At 72.9% G+C, this 22,718-nt stretch carries 16 protein-coding genes; 12 read left to right on the top strand and 4 right to left on the bottom strand.

Going from position 1 to position 22,718, the window contains the following annotated elements:
• Positions 1-266 precede the first annotated feature (266 nt).
• Positions 267-761 (bottom strand): cysteine dioxygenase, encoded by a 495-nt coding sequence (locus ACFYYR_RS28095; RefSeq protein ID WP_388859411.1) that lies wholly within the window; start codon positions 759-761, stop codon positions 267-269.
• Between the two features lie 626 nt (positions 762-1,387).
• Here ACFYYR_RS28095 and ACFYYR_RS28090 point away from each other — a divergent pair.
• The 3 genes from ACFYYR_RS28090 (at position 1,388) to ACFYYR_RS28080 (ending at position 7,961) form a co-directional block, all read left to right on the top strand.
• Positions 1,388-1,651 (top strand): WhiB family transcriptional regulator, encoded by a 264-nt coding sequence (locus tag ACFYYR_RS28090; RefSeq protein ID WP_004952403.1) that lies wholly within the window; start codon positions 1,388-1,390, stop codon positions 1,649-1,651.
• Positions 1,652-2,571: 920 nt separating this feature from the next.
• A complete protein-coding gene (locus ACFYYR_RS28085; protein ID WP_388859408.1) occupies positions 2,572-6,444 on the top strand; it encodes a glycosyltransferase in 3,873 nt (1,290 codons plus the stop codon).
• Entirely contained in the window at positions 6,441-7,961 is a 1,521-nt protein-coding gene (locus ACFYYR_RS28080) for a DUF5719 family protein (protein WP_388859405.1), read from the top strand. The genes ACFYYR_RS28085 and ACFYYR_RS28080 overlap by 4 nt, the downstream gene beginning before the upstream one ends.
• 88 nt (positions 7,962-8,049) lie before the next feature.
• Here the strand turns inward: ACFYYR_RS28080 and ACFYYR_RS28075 are convergent, their stop codons facing one another.
• Positions 8,050-8,511 carry a metallopeptidase family protein gene (locus tag ACFYYR_RS28075; protein ID WP_388859402.1) on the bottom strand — a complete coding sequence of 154 codons (462 nt, stop codon included), beginning with the start codon at positions 8,509-8,511 and terminating at the stop codon, positions 8,050-8,052.
• Between the two features lie 239 nt (positions 8,512-8,750).
• Between ACFYYR_RS28075 and ACFYYR_RS28070 the strand changes: the two genes are divergently transcribed.
• The 6 genes from ACFYYR_RS28070 to ACFYYR_RS28045 all read left to right on the top strand — a co-directional run bounded on the left by ACFYYR_RS28070 (position 8,751) and on the right by ACFYYR_RS28045 (position 14,920).
• Complete coding sequence (locus ACFYYR_RS28070) at positions 8,751-9,203, top strand: DUF3499 domain-containing protein (protein ID WP_388859399.1); 453 nt, start codon at positions 8,751-8,753, stop codon at positions 9,201-9,203.
• Between the two features lie 282 nt (positions 9,204-9,485).
• A complete protein-coding gene (locus ACFYYR_RS28065) occupies positions 9,486-10,844 on the top strand; it encodes a phosphomannomutase/phosphoglucomutase (RefSeq protein WP_388859396.1) in 1,359 nt (452 codons plus the stop codon).
• A gap of 309 nt (positions 10,845-11,153) precedes the next feature.
• Complete coding sequence (locus ACFYYR_RS28060; protein ID WP_388859393.1) at positions 11,154-11,348, top strand: Trm112 family protein; 195 nt, start codon at positions 11,154-11,156, stop codon at positions 11,346-11,348.
• A gap of 56 nt (positions 11,349-11,404) precedes the next feature.
• Positions 11,405-12,583, top strand: coding sequence for an SIS domain-containing protein (locus ACFYYR_RS28055; RefSeq protein ID WP_388859390.1), 1,179 nt, complete (start codon positions 11,405-11,407; stop codon positions 12,581-12,583).
• A 78-nt stretch (positions 12,584-12,661) separates the two neighbouring features.
• A complete protein-coding gene (manA, locus tag ACFYYR_RS28050; protein ID WP_388859387.1) occupies positions 12,662-13,864 on the top strand; it encodes a mannose-6-phosphate isomerase, class I in 1,203 nt (400 codons plus the stop codon).
• 87 nt (positions 13,865-13,951) lie between these two features.
• Positions 13,952-14,920 carry a cation diffusion facilitator family transporter gene (locus tag ACFYYR_RS28045; RefSeq protein WP_388859384.1) on the top strand — a complete coding sequence of 323 codons (969 nt, stop codon included), beginning with the start codon at positions 13,952-13,954 and terminating at the stop codon, positions 14,918-14,920.
• 238 nt (positions 14,921-15,158) lie between these two features.
• Here the strand turns inward: ACFYYR_RS28045 and ACFYYR_RS28040 are convergent, their stop codons facing one another.
• On the bottom strand, positions 15,159-17,381 hold the full coding sequence (locus tag ACFYYR_RS28040) for a fructose-specific PTS transporter subunit EIIC (RefSeq protein WP_388859381.1): 2,223 nt from the start codon (positions 17,379-17,381) through the stop codon (positions 15,159-15,161).
• Between the two features lie 375 nt (positions 17,382-17,756).
• Here ACFYYR_RS28040 and ahcY point away from each other — a divergent pair, with 375 nt between their 5' ends.
• Entirely contained in the window at positions 17,757-19,214 is a 1,458-nt protein-coding gene (ahcY, locus tag ACFYYR_RS28035; RefSeq protein ID WP_388859378.1) for an adenosylhomocysteinase, read from the top strand.
• Positions 19,215-19,280: 66 nt separating this feature from the next.
• Entirely contained in the window at positions 19,281-19,895 is a 615-nt protein-coding gene (locus tag ACFYYR_RS28030) for a hypothetical protein (RefSeq protein ID WP_388859375.1), read from the top strand.
• 133 nt (positions 19,896-20,028) lie between these two features.
• Here the strand turns inward: ACFYYR_RS28030 and ACFYYR_RS28025 are convergent, their stop codons facing one another.
• The gene (locus ACFYYR_RS28025; protein ID WP_388859372.1) at positions 20,029-21,153 is read right to left on the bottom strand and encodes an RDD family protein; all 1,125 of its coding nucleotides are present in this window, start codon (positions 21,151-21,153) and stop codon (positions 20,029-20,031) included.
• A gap of 182 nt (positions 21,154-21,335) precedes the next feature.
• Here ACFYYR_RS28025 and ACFYYR_RS28020 point away from each other — a divergent pair, with 182 nt between their 5' ends.
• Positions 21,336-22,343, top strand: coding sequence for a stage II sporulation protein M (locus tag ACFYYR_RS28020; RefSeq protein ID WP_388859369.1), 1,008 nt, complete (start codon positions 21,336-21,338; stop codon positions 22,341-22,343).
• Positions 22,344-22,718: the final 375 nt, after the last annotated feature.

Genomic DNA, 22,718 nt, shown 5'->3' with positions numbered 1-22,718 from the left:
GTCAGCCGAAGGCCGGTCGAATGTGGGTGGTGGCGGGTGCGGCTGTCGGCCGGAGGCTGGTCCTTTGAGGGTGGTGGCGGGTGACGGGTGCGGGCTGTCGGCCGGAGGCTGGTCCTTTGAGGGTGGTGGCGGGTGACGGGTGGGCCTGTCGGCCGGAGGCCGGCACCCTTGATGCCCGAGGCAGGCGACGGGCCTGATCGCCGACGGCCCCACGCCCCGCCGAGCGCGCCGCCCCGCCCAGCCGTCGGACGGTGACGCCCCCCCCGTCAGACGGTGACGGCCTCGTCCGCCCGGGCCGAGCACTGACCGCTGTGCATGGTCATCTCGGTCAGGCCCGGGAAGTAGACGTGCAGGCTGACGGCCGGGGTGAGCGCGTCGTTGGTGACCTCGTGGACGTAGCCGGGCGCGAAGACCCGCTGGGCGCCCGCGCCGAGTGTCCGCCGGACCTGCCCGGACTGCTCGGTCAACTCGCCCTCCAGGACGGTCAGTACACCGGAGGAGCTGCCGTGGTCGTGCAGTCCACTGCCCTGGCCGGGCACCCAGCTGAGCAGCCACACCTCGTAGCCGGGGCCGGTGCGCAGCCGGTGGTACCAGCGGCTGGTGGCGTCGTACCGGACGAGGTGTTCCCAGCTCGCGCGGTCCGCCGCGACGGAGCGGGCGAGACCGGCGAACTCCGCGACGGTGGAGGGGTGCGCGGGTACGGGCGGCAGCAGGTGGGGGATGGCGAGCGGGTCACCGGCGATCGAAACGTCGCTGTTCATGTGCGGAAGGTTCCTCGGGAGAAGTTCTTGGGCACAGATGGCTGGAGCGCGGGGGCATCAACAGCTGGAACAGCGACAGTGAGCCTGCACAGCGCAACGGAACCCGCGGGGGCGGGTCCGGAAGCGGTCTCCCGTGCCCAGGGCAAGGGGAGCGTGCGTCACTGGCATGCCCCAAGGAGAGCGGTTCGCCCACCGGATGTCAACTTGACGCCCGTTTCGCCGCTCATCGTTCACCTCATCCGGTTGCTGTCTCCGGAGAAAGGTTTGTGCGCTCAACTGCCGGGACACACGGGGCATCAGTCGCACCCCTGGGCGCCGTTACCTTCTCGACACCGCACTGTGATCCACTCCGCTTCCGTGATCGGATCGCAACGAAACGAGTCGTGTTCTCGTCCTCCTCTGCAAGGAGAAGGGGAGTGGCGATGGAACGAGCGTCGATAGTGGTTTATGGCGATTTGAACACTTTCCGCACGGCTTTGGTTCCGCAGAGTGAATAAGGGGCTCAATAGCAGATCTCGGCTTGACTGGCCCGGAGCCACACACTTGTAATTTCACTCGTGTCGTTCGGCCGTGATCGGTAACGGCAGCATCACGGGGACGCAAAAAAAGACAAACGAGGGGCGCACATGACCGAGCTGTTCCAGCAACTGCTGGTCGAGGAGGCGGACGAGGAGCTCGGGTGGCAGGAGCGTGCACTGTGCGCCCAGACCGACCCCGAGTCGTTCTTCCCGGAAAAGGGCGGGTCGACCCGCGAGGCCAAGAAGGTCTGTCTCGCCTGCGAGGTGCGCTCCGAGTGCCTCGAGTACGCCCTGGCCAACGACGAGCGGTTCGGTATCTGGGGCGGCCTGTCCGAGCGGGAGCGCCGGCGTCTGAAAAAGGCCGCTGTCTGACGGTCTTTCCGAACGGGCGCGGGCCGCGCCCATTCACGCCGCCTTTCCCGTGCGGGCCTTCCTCCGCCGCGGCGGGCGGTGTCCGTGAGTTTCGCCCCCGAAGACCGGCCCAGACGTTCCGGTTCCGCACTGCCGGGCCATCGGGTCAAGGCCCTGAGGTCACTTCCGGTCACTGTTGCGGGAGAGCGGACCTCTCGGATCGTGGTGCGGGACAAAGGGGCATCCTCACCCGCGAACGGCACTTCCGGACCACCCTTCCGTACCACCCTCCGGATGGCCGCGTGGATTTGCCGGAGGCATTCGCCGAGACGGACGCATGCGCCGGGATTTCGGCCCGATTTCCCGCCGGACGTCATGTGTGCCGGGCCTCTCTTCGCGCGTTCACCGGTGCGTCCGGCCCCCTGATCCGCCAGCCCCGCCCGGAGCGGGTCCGCATCCCGGAACGGGTCCTGCAACCGGGGCGGCCGCCTCCCGGCGCCGGCCCACCGGACGATGCCGTCCCGCGCCGGCCCCCGCGCCTCCCGTCGGCCCCCGCGCCGACCCACGCGTCCCGTCGGCCCACGCCCCTCCCAGCCTCCCGCCGGTCCACCTGCCTCCCGCCGGTCCACCCGTCCCCCCACCGGCGCACGCGTCCCCCGGCGGCCCGCTGTTCGACGGAGCCGGCGCGTTCGCCGCGCCCGTCGGCGTGCACCCGCACACCGGACCCGTACACCGGCCCCGCAGAACCGGACCCGTACACCGGACCCCCGACCTGCCGCGCGCCCGCGCGCGGGCCGGGGCAGCCGTCCCCGTCCGCCCCGGTGCACACGGCCGGTTCCGGGGTGGCCGCGAGCCGTTAGTGTTGGGGGCCGTCCGAGACGCACCAACGCCCCCGCGGGCGTGCGTCCACCGCAGTCCAGCGAACCGGGGCCCGTACCTCGATGTCCGTGCACAGTCACTCGGCGGCCCACCACGAGGCCGCCACTCCTGAGTTCCCGCGGCATGTCGTCACCGCCGTGCTCGTCGCCCACGACGGCGCCCGCTGGCTGCCGCAGGTGCTCTCGGGCCTGGCGGGCCAGGAGCGCCCGGTCCAGAACGTGATCGCCGCCGACACCGGCAGCGCCGACAACTCCGCCGCCCTGCTCGCCGACGCCCTCGGCGACGAGCGGGTGCTGCACCTCGCCCGCCGCAGCGGCTTCGGCACCGCCGTCGACGAAGCGGTCCGGACCGCGGCCGTCCTCACCCCGGACGACCTGCCCTATCTGAAGCGGCCGAGCGGCTGGGACCCCGTCAACCGCACCTGGCGCGACGACGCGTACGACCTGCCGGAGCTGCCGCACGGCGAGCCCGTCCAGTGGCTGTGGCTGCTGCACGACGACTGCGCCCCCGAGCCGGGCGCCCTGGCGGAGCTGCTGCGCGTCGCCGACGCCAGCCCGTCCACGGCCGTCATCGGACCCAAGCTGCGCAGCTGGTACGACCGGCGGCAGCTGCTCGAGGTCGGCGTCAGCATCGCCAACAGCGGGCGCCGCTGGACCGGTCTGGAGCGGCGGGAGCAGGACCAGGGGCAGCACGACCAGGTGAAGCCCGTCCTCTCCGTCTCCAGCGCGGGCATGCTGATCCGCCGGGACGTGTGGGAGGAGCTCGGCGGCTTCGACCGGCGGTTGCCGCTGATGCGCGACGACGTCGACCTCTGCTGGCGCGCGCAGGCCGCCGGGCACGGAGTGCTCATCGCCCCGGACGCCGTCATGCGGCACGCCGAGGCGTCCGCCCGCGAGCGGCGCCCCATCGACTGCGTCGGCCGGTCCGTCGCCAACCCGCACCGGGTCGACAAGGCGGGCGCCGTCTACGCGATGCTCGTCAACAGCCGCGGCGCGGTCCTGCCGTATGTGCTGCTCCGGCTGGTGTTCGGCACCCTGGTGCGCACCCTCGCCTATCTGGTGGGCAAGGTGCCCGGCCAGGCGCTGGACGAGGTCACCGGACTCCTCGGGGTGCTGCTGCGCCCCGGCAGGGTCCTCGACGCGCGCAAACGGCGCGGCAAGCAGGCGGTGGAGGCGAACGAGCTCCGGCCGCTGTTCCCGCCGCCCGGCGCGACCCTGCGGGCCACCGTGGAGCAGGTGGCCGGCAACTTCAGCGGACGCTCGGAACCCGAGCTGGCGTCCGGCGGGCGGCACGGGGCCGTCGAGTCCGGGCCCGGCGGGGACGACGCGGACTTCCTGGAGGTCGAGCAGTTCGCCCGGCTGAAGCGGATCGGCCGCAAGCCGGGTCCCGTCCTCTTCCTCGTGCTGCTGCTGGTCTCGCTGATCGCCTGCCGCGGACTGCTGGGCACCGGGGCGCTGTTCGGCGGCGCGCTGCTGCCCGCCCCCGACGGCGCCTCCGAGCTGTGGGAGCGGTACGCCGCCGGCTGGCACCCGGTGGGGGTCGGCGGCACCGGGTCGGCGCCGCCGTATCTGGCGGTCGTCGCCTCGTTCGCGTCCCTGCTGTTCGGCAGCACCGGACTCGCCCTCACCCTGCTGCTCGTCTGCTCGGTGCCGCTCGCCGGGCTCACCGCCTACTTCGTCTCCCGGCCGCTGACCGAGTCCCGGCTGCTGCGGGCCTGGGGCAGCGTCGCCTACGCCTTCCTGCCGGCCGCGACCGGCGCGCTCGCCACCGGGCGTCTGGGCACCGCGGTCCTCGCCGTGCTGCTGCCGCTGCTGGCACGGGCCGGGGTGGCCGCGGCCGGGCTGCGGCTGTCCGCGCAGGGCGGCGCGCGCCCCGGCTGGCGGGCCGTGTGGGCGTACGCGCTGCTGCTGACCATCGCCACCGCGTTCACTCCCGTGGTCTGGCCGGTCGCCCTCGTCCTGGGCGTCGGCGTCCTCGTGCTGCGGGCGCTCGACGGCCACCGGGACCAGCTGCCCGCGTACGGACTGCGGTTCGCCGCCGCGCTGGTGACCCCGCTGGTGGTCCTCGCCCCCTGGTCGCTGTCGCTGCTGACCCGTCCGTCGGCCTTCCTCCACGAGGTGGGGCTGGACTACGGCACCGGCTCCGCCTCCGCCCTCGACCTGCTGACGCTCAGCCCGGGCGGCCCCAAGGCGGCGGGCGGCGTGCTGCTCATCGGTGTGGTGCTGGCCGCTCTCGGCGCCCTGCTGCGGGACGACCGGCAGCTGACGGTCCGGGCGGCCTGGGCCGCCGCGCTGACCGGTCTGCTGTTCGCGGCGCTGTCCAACGGCTCCGCCTGGGCCGGTCCGGCCACCCTCGTCTACGGTCTCGCCCTGCTCGCGGCCGCCGCGGTCGGCGCGGAGGGCGCGCGCGAGCGGGTCGCGGCCCGGAACTTCGGCTGGCGGCAGCCGGTCGCGGGTCTGATCGCCGCGGCTGCCGCGGTGGCCCCCCTGGTGGCCGCCGTCGGCTGGATGGTCAGCGGCGCGGACGGCCCGGTCGACCGGCGGCAGCCGGTCCAGGTGCCGGCGTTCGTCGCCGAGGAGAGCGGCACCCGGGACCAGGCGCGCACCCTCGTCATCGGCGGGGACCAGGAGGCCCGGGTCGGCTACACCCTGGTGCGCGGCTCCGGTGCCCGGCTCGGGGACGCCGACCTCGCCGCCACGAGCGGCGGCGACGCCCGGCTGGACCGGATCGTCGCCAACCTCGTGGCGGGGTCCGGCGCCGACCAGACGAGCCAGCTCGGCGGGTACGCCGTGCGCTACGTGCTCGTCCGGGACGGCGCCCCGCGGGAGATGCGCCGGGTGCTGGACGCGACGCCCGGCCTGACCCGGCTCAGCCAGGAGGACGGCAGCGCGCTGTGGCGTGTGGACCAGCGGGTCGCGCGGGCCGCCATCGTGCCCGCCGGAGGCTCCGGCGGGCAGGGCGCCGCCGCCGCGGTCCCGGTGGCCGCCGGGCCGGTCGAGGCGCACACCACCGTTCCCGCGGGCGGGAACGGCCGGGTGCTGCGGATCGCCGACAAGGCCGACGCCGGCTGGCAGGCCACGCTCGACGGCAAGCCGCTGACGCGGAAGACCGTCGACGGCTGGGCCCAGGGCTTCGAACTGCCCGCGAACGGCGGCCGGCTGGACCTCACCTACGAGACGCCGCTGACCCGCACCGCCTGGGTCTGGGCCCAGGGGCTGCTGGCCGTGGTGCTGCTGGTGCTGGCCCTGCCGGGGCGCCGCCGGGACGTCGACGACGACCTTCCGGACCAGGTGGCCGAGGCCGTGCCCGCCGAGGCCGTCGCCGGGGAGGGCCGCCGGGCCCGTCGGCTGCGGGCCGCCGCGGAGGCGGAACAGGCCGCGCGGGGCGGCGAGCAGGGACCCGGCGCCCCTGCCGGGCCGCCGCCCGCCGAGCCGGGGCAGGCGCCGTACGCCGGTGCCGGAAACGCGGGCCCCGGGGCGGAGTTCACGGACGCCGACCCGATGGGTCCGGTGCCCGCCGAGGCCATGCCGCCCGGCCCGCACGACCCCGGAGCCGACCCCGCACAGCCCTATGGCACCGTGCCGCACCAGCCGCTGTACGGCGAGTGGGACGGGCAGCAGCCCGCCGCGGGCCAGGGCGCCGACCCGTACCAGGCCGTGCACCCCGGTGAGCAGTACCCGGCCGGCGCCTATCCGGCGGCCGGCTACGGGGACGGGGCGTACCCCGGCGGCATGTACGACCCCCGGTACGCCGAGGGGCAGTACGCGGCCGGACCGTACGACCAAGGGCAGTACGGCGGCGGCCAGTATGCCGACCCGTACGGCTACGGCGCCCAGCAGCCCTACGCCGACGGCACCTACCCTCCGGAGGGCGAGACGATCCACGGGGACGGCACCGAGCCCGGTCCCCGCCGCGACGGGAGCGAGCACCAGTGAACCGCACCACCCTGTCCCTGATCGGCACCGCGACCGCGCTCGCCGCCGTGACCGGGTTCGCCGCGCTCACCGTCCCGGACGCGTCGTCGGGCGGCACCGCGGCGACCGCCGCCCGGCTGCCCGTCGAACGCTCCACGCTGCTCTGCCCGGCGCCCACCTCCTCGGAACTCGCCGAGACCACGTACACCTCGTTCACGCCGAAGGGGAAGGACGCCCGCACGGACGGACAGCGGAACCGTGCCGAACTCCTCCCCGCGGAACGGGCCGTGGAGGGCGCCGAGAAGAAGCCGGAGGGCCGCGGCAAGGACCGGCGCCCGGACGAGCCGGTGGTGGCGCTGAAGGAGCCGGGCACCCCCGTCACCGCGGAGACCTCGGACGCCGAGGCCCCGGCCCTGATCGGCACCGCGGACGGCACCCTCGCGCCCGGCTGGAGCACCCAGCAGACCACGGTGATCACCGCGGGCGAGGCCCGCGCCGTGCTCGGCGCGAGGTGCACGGCACCGGACACCGCGTTCTGGTTCCCCGGGGTCAGCACCGCCAAGGACCGGCAGGACTACGTCCACCTCACCAATCCGGACAGCTCCGCGGCCGTCGTGGACCTGGAGATGTACGGACGGAACGGGAAGCTGAAGTCCACCGCCGGAGAGGGGATCACGATCCCGGCCCGGTCCAGCGTCCCCGTCCTGCTCTCGACCCTCACCGAGGAGCCGACGGCCGACGCCACCCTGCACGTCGTGGCCCGCGCGGGGCGGGCCGGCGCCGCCGTGCAGGCCGAGGACGACAAGCGCGGCGGCGACTGGCTGCAGGCCGCGGCCGACCCGTCCGGCAGCGCCGTGCTCCCGGGCATCCCCGCGGACGCCACCTCCGTGCAGCTGGTCGCGATGGCCACCAGCGAGGACGACGCCGACGTCAAGGTGCGGCTCGCCGGCCCGTCCGGCCCGATCACCCCGGCCGGCCACGAAACGCTGCACGTGAAGAGCGGCATGACCGCGGCGGTGGACCTCGCCGACGTCACCAAGGGCGAGCCGGGCTCCCTGGTCCTCACCCCGGCCGAGAAGGACGACGCGGCCCCGTTCGTCGCCGCCCTCCGGGTCACCCGCGGCAAGGGCGGCAAGCAGGAGACGGCGTTCATCCCGGCGACCGGACCGGTCGAGGAGCGGGCCACCGCCGCCGACAACCGGGCCAAGGGCACCTCCCTGTCACTCGTGGCGCCGGGCGCCACCGGGAGGGTGAAGGTGATCGCCTCGGCCGGGAGCGGCGGCGGCAGCGCCACGGCCAAGTCCTACACGGTCAAGGGCGGTACGACGCTCGCGGTGCGGCCGCCGGTGCCGTCCGGGGCCAAGGGCGGCTACGCGGTCACCGTGGTCCGTGAGTCCGGCGGGCCCGTGCACGCCTCGCGTTCGCTCGAACTCCGGGAGGCCGGTGTCCCGATGTTCACCGTGCAGACCCTGCCGGACGACCGGGGCACGGTCGTCGTCCCGGAGGCGGAGCAGGACCTGTCGCTGCTGACCGACTGACCGACTGACCGACCAACCGACTGACCGACTGAGCCACTGAGTGGCTGAGTGACCGACTGGCCGGCCTGACCGGCCGGCCGGTCCCGGCTCAGTCCTGCCCGTAGCGCGGATCCACGGACTCCGGTGCCAGCCCCAGCAGTTCGGCGACCTGTTCGACCACGACCTCGTGGACCAGGAGGGCGCGGTCGTCCCGCCCCTTGGTGCGGATCTCCACCGGACGGCGGTAGATCACGATCCGCGCGGGGCGGTCCCCCTGCGCGGCGACCATCCGGCCCAGCGGCACCGTCCCGTCGTCCCAGGTGCCCGTCCCCGGGGGCTCGGCACCGCCCGGCGGGGGCACCTCGCGGACGAGGAACTCGACGTCGGACAGCTGGGGCCACCGCCGCTCCAGCCGGTCCACGGAGTCGTGCACCAGGTCGACGAACGTGTCGGCCCGGCTGACCGACAGCGGCACCTGAGGGGGTGCGATCGGCCCGCGCATGCCGCGGCCGTGGCGGTCACGGCGTCGTGGTCGCGGCTCGGACGGGCGGGGAGGTACGGGGTTGTCCATCACATCCGAGGGTAGCCGTCCCGTCGCACCCGGCACGCGCTGACGGATCCGCCGCGCGGCATGTCGGTACATGAGCGTTCCAGCCACGGTTGCGCCCGTTTCAGCACACTTCGGCGGCCGGTGATCACGAGATGAATGACACTATTTGGACCCAGTGGTGACGGCGATCGTCGTCGCCGGTCTGCCGCGCCCCGGCCCTCCACGCAGGTCAGAATGGGTGTCCGCAGGTCAGGCCCCGCGTGTCGGCGGGAACGACACGGCGGGGTGAGCTCGGGGAGAGTCGTCGCGGCCCGCTCAAGAGTGCGGTACCGTCCAACGTCGTGAGCCCTGTACGTCGCTGTTCGCGCACCGCGTGCGGCCGCCCCGCCGTCGCGACGCTGACGTACGTCTACGCGGACTCGACCGCGGTTCTCGGGCCGCTCGCCACCTACGCCGAACCGCACTGCTACGACCTCTGCGCCGAGCACTCCGAGCGGCTGACCGCCCCCCGTGGCTGGGAAGTCGTCCGGCTCGCCGTCGACACCGGTCCCGCCCGCCCCAGCAGTGACGACCTCGAGGCGCTGGCCAATGCCGTGCGCGAGGCCGCCCGCCCGCAGGAGCGCGCGGCAGGGGGCGGTGGCGGCAGGGGGACGGAGCCCATGGAGGTCGCCCGGCGCGGCCACCTCCGCGTCCTGCGGTCGCCGGACTCCTGACGCCCGCGAGCGCCCCGGCGGATCTCCGCCCGGGGGTCCGCGTCCTCTCCTGAAGCCGTGCCCGCCCGGCCGGGTGCCCCGGCCGCGGTGCAGCGGTCCCGGAGCCCGCGGCGTGGCGGTCCCGGAGCCCGCCGAGGTCTGCGCCCCCGCTCCGGCCCGCGCCCCCGCGGTGCTCCTCGTCGAGTCGGTGGTTCCGTCCTGCCCGACTTGTCACCTCGTCCGGGTACTGTGCTGTCACGAGGTCGCCAGCAGGGGCAGGACCGACTCCAGGAGGCGTGCAAGGTGCCCGACTTGTCGCAGATCGTGAAGGCCTACGACGTGCGCGGTGTGGTCCCCGACCAGTGGGACGAGCCGCTCGCCGAACTCTTCGGCGCCGCCTTCGCCCAGGTGACCGGCGCGGACGCGATCGTCGTCGGCCATGACATGCGGCCCTCCTCGCCCGGCCTGTCGCGGGCGTTCGCGCGCGGCGCCGCGGCCCGCGGCGTGGACGTGACCGAGATCGGCCTCTGCTCCACCGACCAGTTGTACTTCGCCAGCGGCCAACTCGGCAGGCCCGGCGCGATGTTCACCGCCAGCCACAACCCGGCCCAGTACAACGGGATCAAGATGTGCCGGGCCGGCGCCGCGCCGGTCGGCCAGGACACCGGGCTCTCCGAGATCCGCGCCCTCGTCGAGGAGTGGGCGGAGTCCGCGCCCCCGGCCGCCGCCCCGACCCCCGGCGCGATCAGCCGGCGGGACGTCCTCGAGGACTACGCCGCCCACCTGCGCTCACTCGTCGACCTCACCGCGATCCGCCCGCTCAAGGCCGTCGTCGACGCGGGCAACGGCATGGGCGGCCACACGGTGCCCACCGTCCTCGCCGGCCTGCCCATCGAGGTCGTCCCGATGTACTTCGAGCTGGACGGGACCTTCCCCAACCACGAGGCCAACCCGCTCGACCCGAAGAACATCGTCGACCTCCAGGCCAAGGTCCGGGAGACCGGCGCGGACATCGGCCTCGCCTTCGACGGCGACGCCGACCGCTGCTTCGTCGTCGACGAGAACGGCGACCCGGTCAGCCCCTCCGCGATCACCGCCCTGGTCGCCGCCCGGGAGCTGGCCAAGCACGGCGGCGGCACGGTGATCCACAACCTGATCACCTCCTGGTCCGTCCCCGAGGTCGTCAAGGAGCAGGGCGGCACGCCCGTCCGGACCCGGGTGGGGCACTCCTTCATCAAGGAGGAGATGGCCCGCACCGGCGCGATCTTCGGCGGCGAGCACTCCGCGCACTACTACTTCCGGGACTTCTGGAACGCCGACACCGGCATGCTGGCCGCCCTGCACGTCCTCGCCGCGCTCGGCGGCCAGTCCGGCCCGCTGTCCGCGCTGGTGGCGCAGTACGACCGGTACGCCGCCTCCGGAGAGATCAACAGCACCGTCGCCGACCAGGCGGGGCGCGCGGCGGCCGTCAAGGCGGCGTTCGAGGGCCGGGAGGGGGCCGCGCTCGACGAGCTCGACGGGCTGACGGTCACCACGCCGGACTGGTGGTTCAACCTCCGCGCCTCCAACACCGAGCCGCTGCTCCGGCTCAATGTCGAGGCCCGCGACACCGAGACCGCCGACCGGATCCGCGACGAGGTCCTCGCCATCGTCCGCGCCTGACCGGCCGCTGCATCCCGGCCCGGCCGTGGGGCCGATGCCTCCCGTCCGGGCCGGTGCTCCGGTCCGGGCCCGTGCTCCCGTCCGGCAGCGGCCCGGCGCCCGTTGCGTCCAGGGGAGTGGCACACGCGACCACGACGGGTCCGGCCCGTCCGCGAGGCCCGGGACGTCCGGTACCGCCCGGCCGGACCGCGCGGTCCGACCGGCCCGACCGGCCGCCGGGGCCGCGCTCCGGGGCGGCCCGGCGGTACCCTGGCCGGGCCGAACCACCTTCCTTCCCGGGGGAGGAAGGCCCATCCGAAGGGACAGCCCATGCCGCTCGAAGCCGGTCTCCTGGAGATCCTCGCCTGCCCGGCGTGCCACGCTCCGCTCCGCGACGACACCTCCGCGGACACCGGGGCCGACGCCGGCGAGCTGGTGTGCACCGGAGCCGACTGCGGCCTGGCCTACCCGGTGCGCGACGGCATCCCCGTCCTGCTGGTCGACGAGGCCCGCCGCCCGGCCTGAGCGCGGGACCGGGCCCGGCCATGACAGCCCACCGGTGATCGGAGGCTCCGTACACGATGCTCGACGAGTCACTGCTCGACACGGCCGAAGCCCTGGCCCGGGCCGACACCCTCGGTCTGCTGCGCGGCGCGGCCGAGTCGGGCGCCCGGGTCCGCACCGCCGTCCGCGCCGCCGTCGAGGCCGGCCTCGCGGACCTCAAACCCGACGGCCGGCCGCGGGCGCTGCTCGTGGCCGGCCCCGGTCCCACCGTCGGCTGCATCGCCGAACTGCTCTCCGCGCTCGACGGCGGCAACGTGCCGGTCAGCCACATCCGGCCGTACGGCGCCCTCGCCGACCCCGGGGCCCTGCTGTGGACCCTGCCCGGCTGGGTCGGTCCGATGGACCTCCTGCTCGTCGTCACCACCGACGGCGCCGAACCCGGCCTCTCCGCACTCATCGAGCAGGCCTACCGGCGGGGCTGCTCCATCGTGACGCTCGCCCCGCCGAACTCGCCGCTCACCGAGGAGGCGGGCGGCCGGCACGGGCTGGTGGTGCCCCTCGCGCCCACGTCGCCGTACGAGGAGGTCCCCGAGGACCAGCCGCTGCCGACGACCCGGCTGCGGCCCGCCCCCACCGCCGAGCTCCCCGGCACCCTCTGGGCGCTGCTCACCCCGCTGCTGGTGCTGGCCGACCGGATCGGCCTCTTCTCCGTCCCGCCGCCCGTCGTCCAGGCGGTCGCCGACCGGCTCGACCGGGTCGCCGAACGGTGCGGCCCCGCCATCGCCACCTACGGCAACCCGGCCAAGACGCTGGCCGCCGAGCTCGCGGACGCCCTTCCCCTGCTGTGGAGCGACGGCCTCGTCGCCGGGGCCGCCGGGCGGCACTTCGCCCGGGTGCTGACCTCCGTCGCCGGCCGCCCCGCGCTCGCGGAGGCGCTGCCCGAGGCGCTGACCGCGCACGGCACCCTCCTCTCCGGCGCCTTCGCCGCCGGCGCCGATCCGGACGACTTCTTCCGCGACCGTGTGGAGGACCCGCAGGCACTGCACGCGCGCGTGGTGCTGCTCCGCGAACAGAGCACACCCCCCACCCACTCGCCGGTCCCCGCCGCCCGCGAACTGGCCCTGAGCCACGACACCCCCGTCAGCGAGCTCGAACCGTCCCTCGGCGGTCACTCCGTGGAGGTACTGGCGGAACTGCTCGCCGTCTCGGATTTCGCCGCTGTTTACCTGGCGCTCGCTTCCGGAGAGAGAACATGAGCGGTCAGCGCTCGTAGCGGGGTCGCAGCCGCCGCGAGCACCGGTTCACACCTCGTCCGCACAGTCAGGATCAGCCGCATGGACCGCCTCACCAATACCGTGCGCCCCTATGCCTGGGGCTCCACCACCGCCATCCCGCAGCTCCTGGGCGCCGAGCCGACCGGTGAGCCGCAGGCCGAGCTGTGGATGGGCGCACACCCCGGCGACTCCTCCCGGGTCGACCGCGGCTCCGGCCCGGTCGCGCTCTCCGAGCTGATCGACGCCGACCCCGAGGGCGAGCTGGGCAAGGTCGCGGCCGACCGCTTCGGACCGCGGCTGCCGTTCCTGCTGAAGATCCTCGCCGCGGGGTCACCGCTGTCCCTCCAGGTCCACCCCGATCTGCCGCAGGCGAAGGCGGGGTTCGCCGACGAGGAGGACCGCGGGGTCCCGATCGAGGCACCGCACCGCAACTACAAGGATGCCAACCACAAGCCCGAACTGATCTGCGCGCTCACGCCGTTCGAGGGGGTGTGCGGCTTCCGTCCCCCGGCCGAGGCCGCCGAGCTGCTCGCGAGCCTGGAGGTCGACTCCCTCGAGCCGTACGTCGACATCCTGCGGGCGGAACCGGAAGGCGACGCCCTGCGCGAGGTGCTCACCGCCGTGCTCACCGCGGAGCCGGACGCCATGGCCGAGACCGTGGCGCGCGCCGCGAAGGCCGCCGAACGGCTCGCCGGACACGACGGGCCGTGGCAGGACGCCTACGCCGCCTACACCTTCCTCGCACGGCACTACCCCGGGGATCCGGGCGTGATCGCCGCCATGCTGCTCAACCACGTACGGCTGCAGCCGGGGGAGGCGCTCTTCCTCGGGGCCGGTGTCCCGCACGCCTACCTCGACGGCCTCGGCGTCGAGATCATGGCCAACTCCGACAACGTCCTGCGCTGCGGCCTCACCCCGAAGCACGTGGACGTCCCCGAACTCCTGCGCGTCGTCCGCTTCGAGCCGACCGCGCCGGACGTGCTCCGGCCCGAGCCCGTCGGCGGCGACGGCGCGGAGGGGGCGTACCGCACGCCGATCGACGAGTTCCGGCTCTCCCGCATCGAACCGGCCGAGGGCGACGGGCCGCTGCGTCTCGGCACCGGCACCCCGGACATCCTGCTCTGCACCCACGGCACCGTCCGGCTGCGGTCCGGAGCGGAGGAACTGCTGCTCACACCGGGCGATTCGGCGTTCGTCCCGGCCGCCGAGGAGGTCACGGTCTCCGGGGACGGAACGGTCTTCCGGGCCACCGTGGCGGTCTGAGGAGACGGCTGTCGGCCGGGCTGCAACAATGTCCGCCGGTAAAGGGGGAGCAAAGCTCCCGGTCGACGGAAGGGACACTCGGCACTCATGAGTGCATCAGGCGGAACCAAGGCGATCGTCGCCGCCCTCGGGGCCAACCTGGCCATCGCCGCAGCCAAGTTCGTGGCGTTCGCCTTCAGTGGCTCGTCGTCGATGCTGGCCGAAGGCGTGCACTCGCTCGCCGACTCCGGCAACCAGGGGCTGTTGCTGGTCGGCGGCAAGAAGGCCAAGCGCGAAGCCACGGCCGAGCACCCCTTCGGCTACGGCCGCGAGCGGTACATCTACAGCTTCCTCGTGTCGATCGTGCTCTTCTCGGTCGGTGGCATGTTCGCCCTCTACGAGGGCTACGAGAAGATCAAGCACCCGCACGAGATCGAGGACTGGTACTGGCCCATCGGCGTCCTGGTCTTCGCGATCATCGCGGAGGGCTTCTCGTTCCGCACCGCCATCAAGGAGTCCAACGAGCTGCGCGGCAAGCAGTCGTGGACCGACTTCGTGCGCCGCGCCAAGGCTCCGGAGCTGCCGGTCGTCCTGCTGGAGGACCTCGGCGCGCTCGTGGGTCTGGTCCTCGCGCTCGGCGGTGTCGCCCTGGCCATCGCCACCGGCAACGGCATCTGGGACGGCATCGGCACCCTCTGCATCGGCGCACTGCTGATCCTGATCGCCCTGGTTCTGGCGGCGGAGACCAAGTCGCTGCTGCTCGGCGAGTCGGCCGGTGCGGACGACGTGGCGAAGATCCGCGAGGCGGTCGTCGACGGTACGGGTGTCACCCGCCTCATCCACATGCGCACCCTGCACCTGGGCCCGGAGGAACTGCTCGTCGCCGCCAAGGTCGGGGTTCCGCAGGACAGCAGCGGCGCCCAGGTCGCGGAGGCGATCAACGCGGCCGAGGCCCGGATCCGGGAGGCCGTGCCGATCGCCCGCGTGATCTACCTGGAGCCGGACATCTACAGCGAGGCCGCGGCGGCAGCGGGCGCCGACCCGACCAAGACGCCGGGCGGCGCGGGGGCGCACTGACAGCCGGGGACCGCTGATGTCCGGGCAGGCTCCGGTTTCGTGCAGGCCCGGGCTTCGGCTGCGGCCCTGAGCCGGACCGGTCCTCGGATCGTCCCCGGCTGCGCGGGGGACGACTGTGCCGGCTCCGACGTCCCCGGCTCCGATGTGCCGGGGACGTCGCACGAAACACCTGAAGAGCAAACGAAGGCCTCCACCCACCGGTGGAGGCCTTCGCTCTGCACGGACTACGGGACCCCGTTCACCGGATCTCGCCCAGGACCCGCATGATCGCGGCCGTGTCCGGTGCCGCCGTCAGCCGCTCCCGGAACGTGGTGTCCATCAGCTTGCGGGAGAGCAGCGCCAGAATGCGCAGATGCTCGTCGCCCGCCGCGGCCTCGGGCACGGAGATCATGAAGAGGAGCCGGGCCTTGGTGCCGTCGAGAGAACCCCACTCGATGCCCTCGGCCGAGCGGGCGAAGCCAACGACCGGGGCCGTCACCGCGTCCGTCTTGGCGTGCGGGATGGCGATCTCCTCGCCGAGACCCGTCGTTCCCTGGTCCTCACGGGCGAGCGCGGCCCGAATCAGGCCCTCCTCGTCGGCGACCTTGCCGGTTGCGGCGAGCATCCGCGCCAGTTCGCGGATCGCCTCCGCCTTGCTGCCGGCAGCGAGCTCCTGCCGCACGGTCTGCTCGCTCAGATAGCCGGACAGCACCGCCGAGTCCTTCACACCGGCGTCTCCCGTTCCGGCGTCCTTCACACCGGCGTCCTTCACACCGGCGCCCTTAACACCGGCGTCCCTCGCTCCGGTGTCCTTCACGCCGGTCTCCCTCGCTCCGGCGTCTCCCGTTCCGGAGCTCGCTCCCAGCCCCGTACCCGCTCCTGCGCCGACCCCGGCCAGGACGGGCTCGGCCAGGGCGGGCTCGGCCAGGACGGGCTCGGCCAGGGCGGGCTCGGCCAGGGCGGGTTCGGCGGTGCGCACCGCGGACGGCGCCGGGGCCGCCTCGCTCACGGCCGGGCCCCGGCTGCCGAGGGCCATCAGGGCGACGGTCGTGATCGCCGTCGCCACCGTGCCGACCACCACGGCCAGGAAGAACATCGGGACACCGCCGACCGCACCCAGCACTGCAACGATCGGTCCCCCGTGCGGCACGCTGTCGGTGACCGCCGCGAGACCCGCCAGAGCCCCGGCCAGTGCGCCGCCGAGCATGTTCGCCGGAATGACCCGGGCGGGCCGTGCCGCCGCGAACGGGATCGCCCCCTCGGTGATCCCGAAGAAGCCCATGAACAGTGCCGCCAGCCCGGTCTCGCGCTCCTGCTCGCTGAAGAGCTTCCGGCGCAGCAGTGTGGCCAGCCCCTGCCCCAGCGGAGGCACCGGGATGGCCGCGGCACAGATGCCCATGATCTCGGGGTTCTTCGACACCAGCCCGGCGCCGAACAGGAAGGCGGTCTTGTTGACCGGGCCGCCCATGTCGAACGCGATCATGAGGCCGAGGAGGACGCCCAGCAGCGCCGCGCTGGTACCGGTGAGGCTGCCCAGCAGACCGGTGAGGTTCTCGAAGACCCAGGAGATGGGCCGCCCGATCACATAGATGAAGAAGAGTCCGAGCGCCGTGGTCGCGACGATCGGGATCACGATGATCGGCATGATCGGCTGGACGAACTTCGGCACGCGGACCTTCTTGATCCACGCCACCAGGTACCCGGCGAGGAAGCCGGTGACGATCGCGCCGATGAAGCCCGCGCCCGACTTGGAGTCGTACAGCTCACCGGTGTTGGCGATCCAGCCGCCGATCATGCCGGGCACCAGGGCCGGACGGTCGCCGATGGCGTAGGCGACATAGCCGGAGAGGATCGGGATCATCAGTGTGAAGCCGATCACGCCGATGTCGTTCACGTGCTTCCAGAACGTCCCGTCCGGGATGACCAGACCGCCGTCCGCCTGCGGAGTGCCGCCGAGGGCGAGTGAGACCGCGATCAGCAGACCGCCCACGACGACGAACGGAATCATGTAACTGACCCCGTTCATCAGGGCCTTGTACGCGACGCTCCGCTCCTTGCCGCCGCTGCTGCCGCCGTTCGCCGCCCCCGCCGGGCCGCTGCCCGCGGCGCCCCCGCCGTCCCCCTGCTGGAGCGGCGCGTCCAGTACCCGTTCGATGAGCCGCTCGGGGTGGTGGATCCCCTCCGCCACCCCGACGACCAGGACCCTCTTGCCGACGAACCGGCTGCGGTCGACGTCCTTGTCCGCCGCGATGATGATGCCGTCCGCTTCGTTGACATCGTTGTCGGAGAAGGCGTTCTCGACCCCGATCGAGCCCTGGGTCTCCACCTTCATCCGGTGACCGAGACTCTCCGCGGCCCGGGCCAGCTTCTCGGCCGCCATATAGGTATGGGCTATGCCGGTCGGACAGGCCGTCACCGCGAGCAGTCTGAGGCCCTGCCCGCTCCCTCCGGTGGCCTCCAGCGGGTCGGCTGAACTGGTCACGTGGTTCTCCTTACCGGTCTTGCGCGCGAGTCGTGCAAGTGTTCTCGGGCGGGCCGCATCCCGCAACACCCTGGGACCGGAACCACATCCCGTACCGGCCGGATCAGAAGTCGGCAGCCTCCAGGGCCAATCGGCGCAAAGCGGGCGCAGATCGTCACCCCCGGACCGGAGGCGGGCTGGGGTCCGCTGCGCTGATCGGTGTAGATTCGTGACCAGACAGACGTCGCTGCTGATGGCGGTCGGGCGGTCCGTGTCATGGGCCGGCCGAGGGAGAGAGGGCCTCCGACGGACTGCGCTGCGGCCCGGGGGACCAGTGTGTCCACTGCCGCAGAACAGCCGTGTCCACTCGCACTCGATTTCACGAGGAGCAGCCGCATGACCACTGCAGCCACCGGCCAGGACTTCAAGGTCGCCGACCTGTCCCTGGCCGCCTTCGGCCGCAAGGAGATCACCCTCGCCGAGCACGAGATGCCCGGTCTGATGGCGATCCGCGACGAGTACGCCGCCTCCCGGCCCCTCGCGGGCGCCCGCATCACCGGTTCGCTGCACATGACCGTGCAGACCGCCGTGCTGATCGAGACCCTGGTCGCCCTCGGCGCCGAGGTCCGCTGGGCCTCCTGCAACATCTTCTCGACCCAGGACCACGCCGCCGCCGCCATCGCGGTCGGCCCCGACGGAACCCCCGAGAACCCGCAGGGTGTCCCGGTCTTCGCCTGGAAGGGCGAAACCCTCGAAGAGTACTGGTGGTGCACGGAGCAGGCGCTGACCTGGCCGAACACCCCCACCGGCGGGCCGAACATGATCCTCGACGACGGCGGCGACGCGACGCTCCTGGTCCACAAGGGCGTCGAGTACGAGAAGGCCGGTGCGGCACCGGACCCGTCCACCGCCGACAGCGACGAGTTCCGCATCATCCTGCAGCTGCTGAACCGCACCCTGGGTGAGAGCCCGCAGAAGTGGACCCAGCTGGCGTCCGAGATCCGCGGTGTCACCGAGGAGACCACGACCGGCGTCCACCGTCTCTACGAGATGCACCAGGCCGGCTCGCTCCTCTTCCCGGCCATCAACGTCAACGACGCCGTCACCAAGTCGAAGTTCGACAACAAGTACGGCTGCCGCCACTCGCTCGTCGACGGCATCAACCGCGCCACCGATGTCCTCATCGGCGGCAAGGTCGCGGTCGTCTGCGGCTACGGCGACGTCGGCAAGGGCTGCGCCGAGTCGCTGCGCGGCCAGGGCGCCCGCGTCATCGTCACCGAGATCGACCCGATCTGCGCCCTGCAGGCCGCCATGGACGGCTACCAGGTCGCGACCCTCGACGACGTCGTCGAGACGGCCGACATCTTCATCACCACGACCGGCAACAAGGACATCATCATGGCCGGCGACATGGCCAAGATGAAGCACCAGGCCATCGTCGGGAACATCGGCCACTTCGACAACGAGATCGACATGGCCGGTCTCGCGGCGATCCCCGGCATCGTCAAGGACGAGGTCAAGCCGCAGGTCCACACCTGGACCTTCGCCGAGGGCAAGAAGATCATCGTGCTCTCGGAGGGCCGTCTGCTCAACCTGGGCAACGCCACCGGTCACCCGTCGTTCGTGATGTCCAACTCCTTCGCGAACCAGACCATCGCCCAGATCGAGCTGTTCACCAAGCCCGAGTCGTACCCGACCGACGTCTACGTGCTCCCCAAGCACCTGGACGAGAAGGTCGCCCGCCTCCACCTCGACGCGCTCGGCGTGAAGCTCACGACGCTGCGCCCGGAGCAGGCCTCCTACATCGGCGTCCCGGTGGAGGGCCCGTACAAGCCCGACCACTACCGCTACTGACAGCACCCAGCCGATGAGCCCGGGCCCCCGCCATCCGCGGGGGCCCGGCCCGTCAAGGACCTCACCATGCCCCGCGGCCGCTACTCCCTCCACGACCCCCACGACCGCACCCCCCTCGGCGAGGAACACTTCCACTGCGCCACCGGCCCCTCCGGCTGGCGCTACGTCTCGCAGATCACCGCCCCTTCCGGCGATCACTCCGGCTCGGTCGACCTGACCACCGACGAACTCGGCCGCCCCATCCGTCTCCAACTGCACGCCGGCGGCTGGCAGGTCCGGGGTGCCGCCCTCGAAGGCGTCACCTGGGTCCGTACCGATCCCACCGGAGAGCACGCCACCGAGGGCAATGTCCGCGCCCATGCCTTCACCGGTGCCTCCCCCGCCTTTCTCGTGGCCACGGCCCGGCTGCTGCGCCTGGAACCCGGCGCCCCCGCCACCCGCGTCCGTCTCGTCGCCCTGACCGACCCCGTCCTGGCTCCCCGCACGCTCGACCAGTCCTGGGCCTTGCTGCAGAGCGAAGCACACGCCACTGACAGCGGCCCTCTGACCGTGGACGCCTACCAGGTCACCGACCTGGACACGGGGGAGCAGCAAGCGGTGCACATCGCCGGCGACGTCGTCCTGGCGGCCCCCGGCATCGAGCTCGAGGACCTCGAAAGCCCGCCGTCGTCCTTCAGCTGACCCGGCTCACGGGCCGCGACGCGCGGGCACAGCCGCGCACGACGCGACCACGGCATCGACAACGTGGCTTCGACAACGTGGCTTCGACAACGCGGCACCGACAACCGGGCCTCGACGAACCTCGGCCCGGACGTCAGGCAGGCGGCACGAACCCCGTCCGAGCTGCGGCAGCACCTTCCGGCTCCGCGGAGACCGCCCCTGGTCCGGTCACCGGAGCGGCCCCGCCCGCGTCCGGACGCCCCGGCGCCACGGACGGCGAACCTGCCGGAGCGTCCCCCACCGCACGCTCCCCGGCGAAATCTCCCGGAGCCCCCACGATCGGAGCGGTTACGCCACTGTCCGGCCCGGCTCCGTAGCCGTCGGAACCGTGCCGGCCGTGACCATCGGAACCGTCACCACCGTGCTCATCGGAACCCCGCCCGCCCTGCCCCTCAGAACCCTGCCCCTCGGAACCAAGCCCCCCGTGACCAGGTGCGACGGGCTCCCCGGCCCGCCCGGTACTCCCCGGCACCCCTCCGAAGACCCGCTGGGCGTCCCGCGCCTGCCGCTCGCCCACGACGCCTGCCAGATAGGCATGGGGTGGCACCCCGTCCGGTACCGGAGCCCCCGTGCAGGCGGCCACATCACCCGCCAGCTGTTGCGCCAGGGCCCAGCCGACCTGCGGATCCAGCTGTTCCGTCCGTGACAGGTACTGCCGCACCGCCAGCCACAGGCCCTCCGGAACCCGCGACAGATCGAGCGCCCCGAACTGTCCCGCCAGCCAGGGCGGAGGCGGCGGTATCCGCACCGAATGCGGTGCCGGTACGCGCTCCCGTACCACCAGCGTCCCCGCGAAGACATCGCCCAGCCTCCGCCCCCGCGCGGACACCAGGGAGGCGACCACCGCGATCACCCCGAAGGTCAGCAGGATCTCGACCACGCCCATCGCGCCACGGACCAGGGCGTGCCGGAACCGGATCGGCCCCCCGTCGTCCCGCACCACCCGCAGCCCGCACGCCATCTTTCCCAGCGAGCGCCCGTGGCTCAGCGTCTCGACCGCGATCGGCACTCCGACCAGGACGAGAAGGAACGTCGCCACCGAAACGGCCGCTCGCGCCGCAGCGTCCAGCGACGCCGTAGCGGCGGCCAGGCCCAGCGCCACCGCGATGTAGACGGTGAAGACCACCACCAGGTCGAGCACGACTGCCAGTGTGCGGCTCGGCAGCTTCGCGGGCCGCAGCCCCAGTACGACGGCCTCGCCGGTCACGAGCTCACTCATCCGCGGTGTCCTCCCTCTCCACGGGCCCCGCTGTCGCCCTGCCCCCGGACGCCCGTACGAACAGTCTGCCCGCTCTGCCGCCGACGGCCTCCGTCTGCCAAGCTGATCGCCACCCCTGACCGTCCCTGCCGACCCGCACCGGGCGGGGGAGGGGACCGACGCCGCCGGAGGAGCAGCGCTTCATGGACCTCGATGTGTTCGTCGCCGCCCACCGGGCCGAGTGGACGCGGCTGGACGAGCTGCTGCGCCGACGGCGCCGGCTGACCGGCGCGGAAGCGGATGAACTCGTCGCCCTCTACCAGCGGACCGCCACCCACCTCTCCCTCATCCAGTCGAGTGCCCCCGACCCGCAGCTGATCGGCCGGCTCACCCAGCTCGTCGCCGGTGCCCGCAGCGCCGTCACCGGTGCCCGCAAGGCGAGCTGGCGGGACGCCACCCGCTTCCTGGCGGCCGGCTTCCCCGCGGCGCTCTACCGGACGCGCCGGTGGTGGACCACCACCGCGGTGCTCTCCCTGGTCCTGGCGGCCGTGGTCGGCTGGTGGATCGGTACGCACCCGGAGGTCCAGTCGTCGATCGCCGCCCCCGACGAGCTGCGCGAGCTCACCCGCCCGGGCGGCCAGTACGAGACGTACTACTCCAGCCACGCCGCGGCATCCTTCGCCGCCCAGGTCTGGACGAACAACGCCCAGGTCGCGGCCGTCTGCCTGGTCCTCGGCGCGTTCCTCGGCATCCCGGTGCTCTGGGTGATCCTGCAGAACATGCTGAACCTCGGGGTCGGCATCGGACTGATGTCCTCCGTGGGACGGCTCGACACCTTCCTGGGCCTGATCCTGCCGCACGGTCTGCTGGAGCTCACCGCCGTATTCGTGGCGGCCGGTACGGGGCTGCGGCTCGGCTGGACCGTCATCGACCCGAGCCCCCGCTCCCGACGGTCCGCGCTCGCCCAGGAGGGGCGGGCGGCGATCGGCATGGCCATCGGCCTCGCCGTGGTCCTCTTCGTGTCCGGCGCGATCGAGGGGTTCGTGACGCCCTCCGGCTTGCCTCCGTGGGCCCGCATCGGCATCGGCGTCGTGGCCGAGGCGGCCTTTCTGGCGTACGTGTTCGTGGTGGGCCGGCGGGCGGCACGCGCCGGTGAGACCGGCGACGTCGCCGCGAGCGACCGCAGCGCTGAACTCCCGGCAGCGGCGTGATGTGCGGAGGACGACCACGAAGTGCTAGTGTCCAGTTCTCCCCACCGGACCCGTTGACACGGCATGGGCGGGGAGGTAGAGTCTAACGGTTGCCCGAACTGGACAGGTTCGGACGCCAACCTTTAGAATCCACTGCACTCCGACTCGGGGAATTGATCCTCGAAGGAGTGCGTCCGAAATTCATCGGGAACGTCAAGCCGATTAGGTCGGCCGAAACGAGTCTGATAAAGTCGGAGCAGCCGAAAGGCAAAAGGCCCCCAACGGCCACTGGATTCGAAACTCGGACCGGAAACGGAACGAAAAAGAGTCTGGTAAGGTTGGAAACAACGAAGGGAAGCGCCCGGAGGGCCCGAAAGGGAACAAAGGAAGCGTCCG

It is taken from the genome of Streptomyces sp. NPDC001922, from assembly GCF_042891165.1.
In the GTDB taxonomy this organism is placed as follows: domain Bacteria; phylum Actinomycetota; class Actinomycetes; order Streptomycetales; family Streptomycetaceae; genus Streptomyces.
The sequence above is the reverse complement of the archived record's forward strand: the minus strand, read 5'-3'. Positions and strand labels throughout refer to the sequence as shown.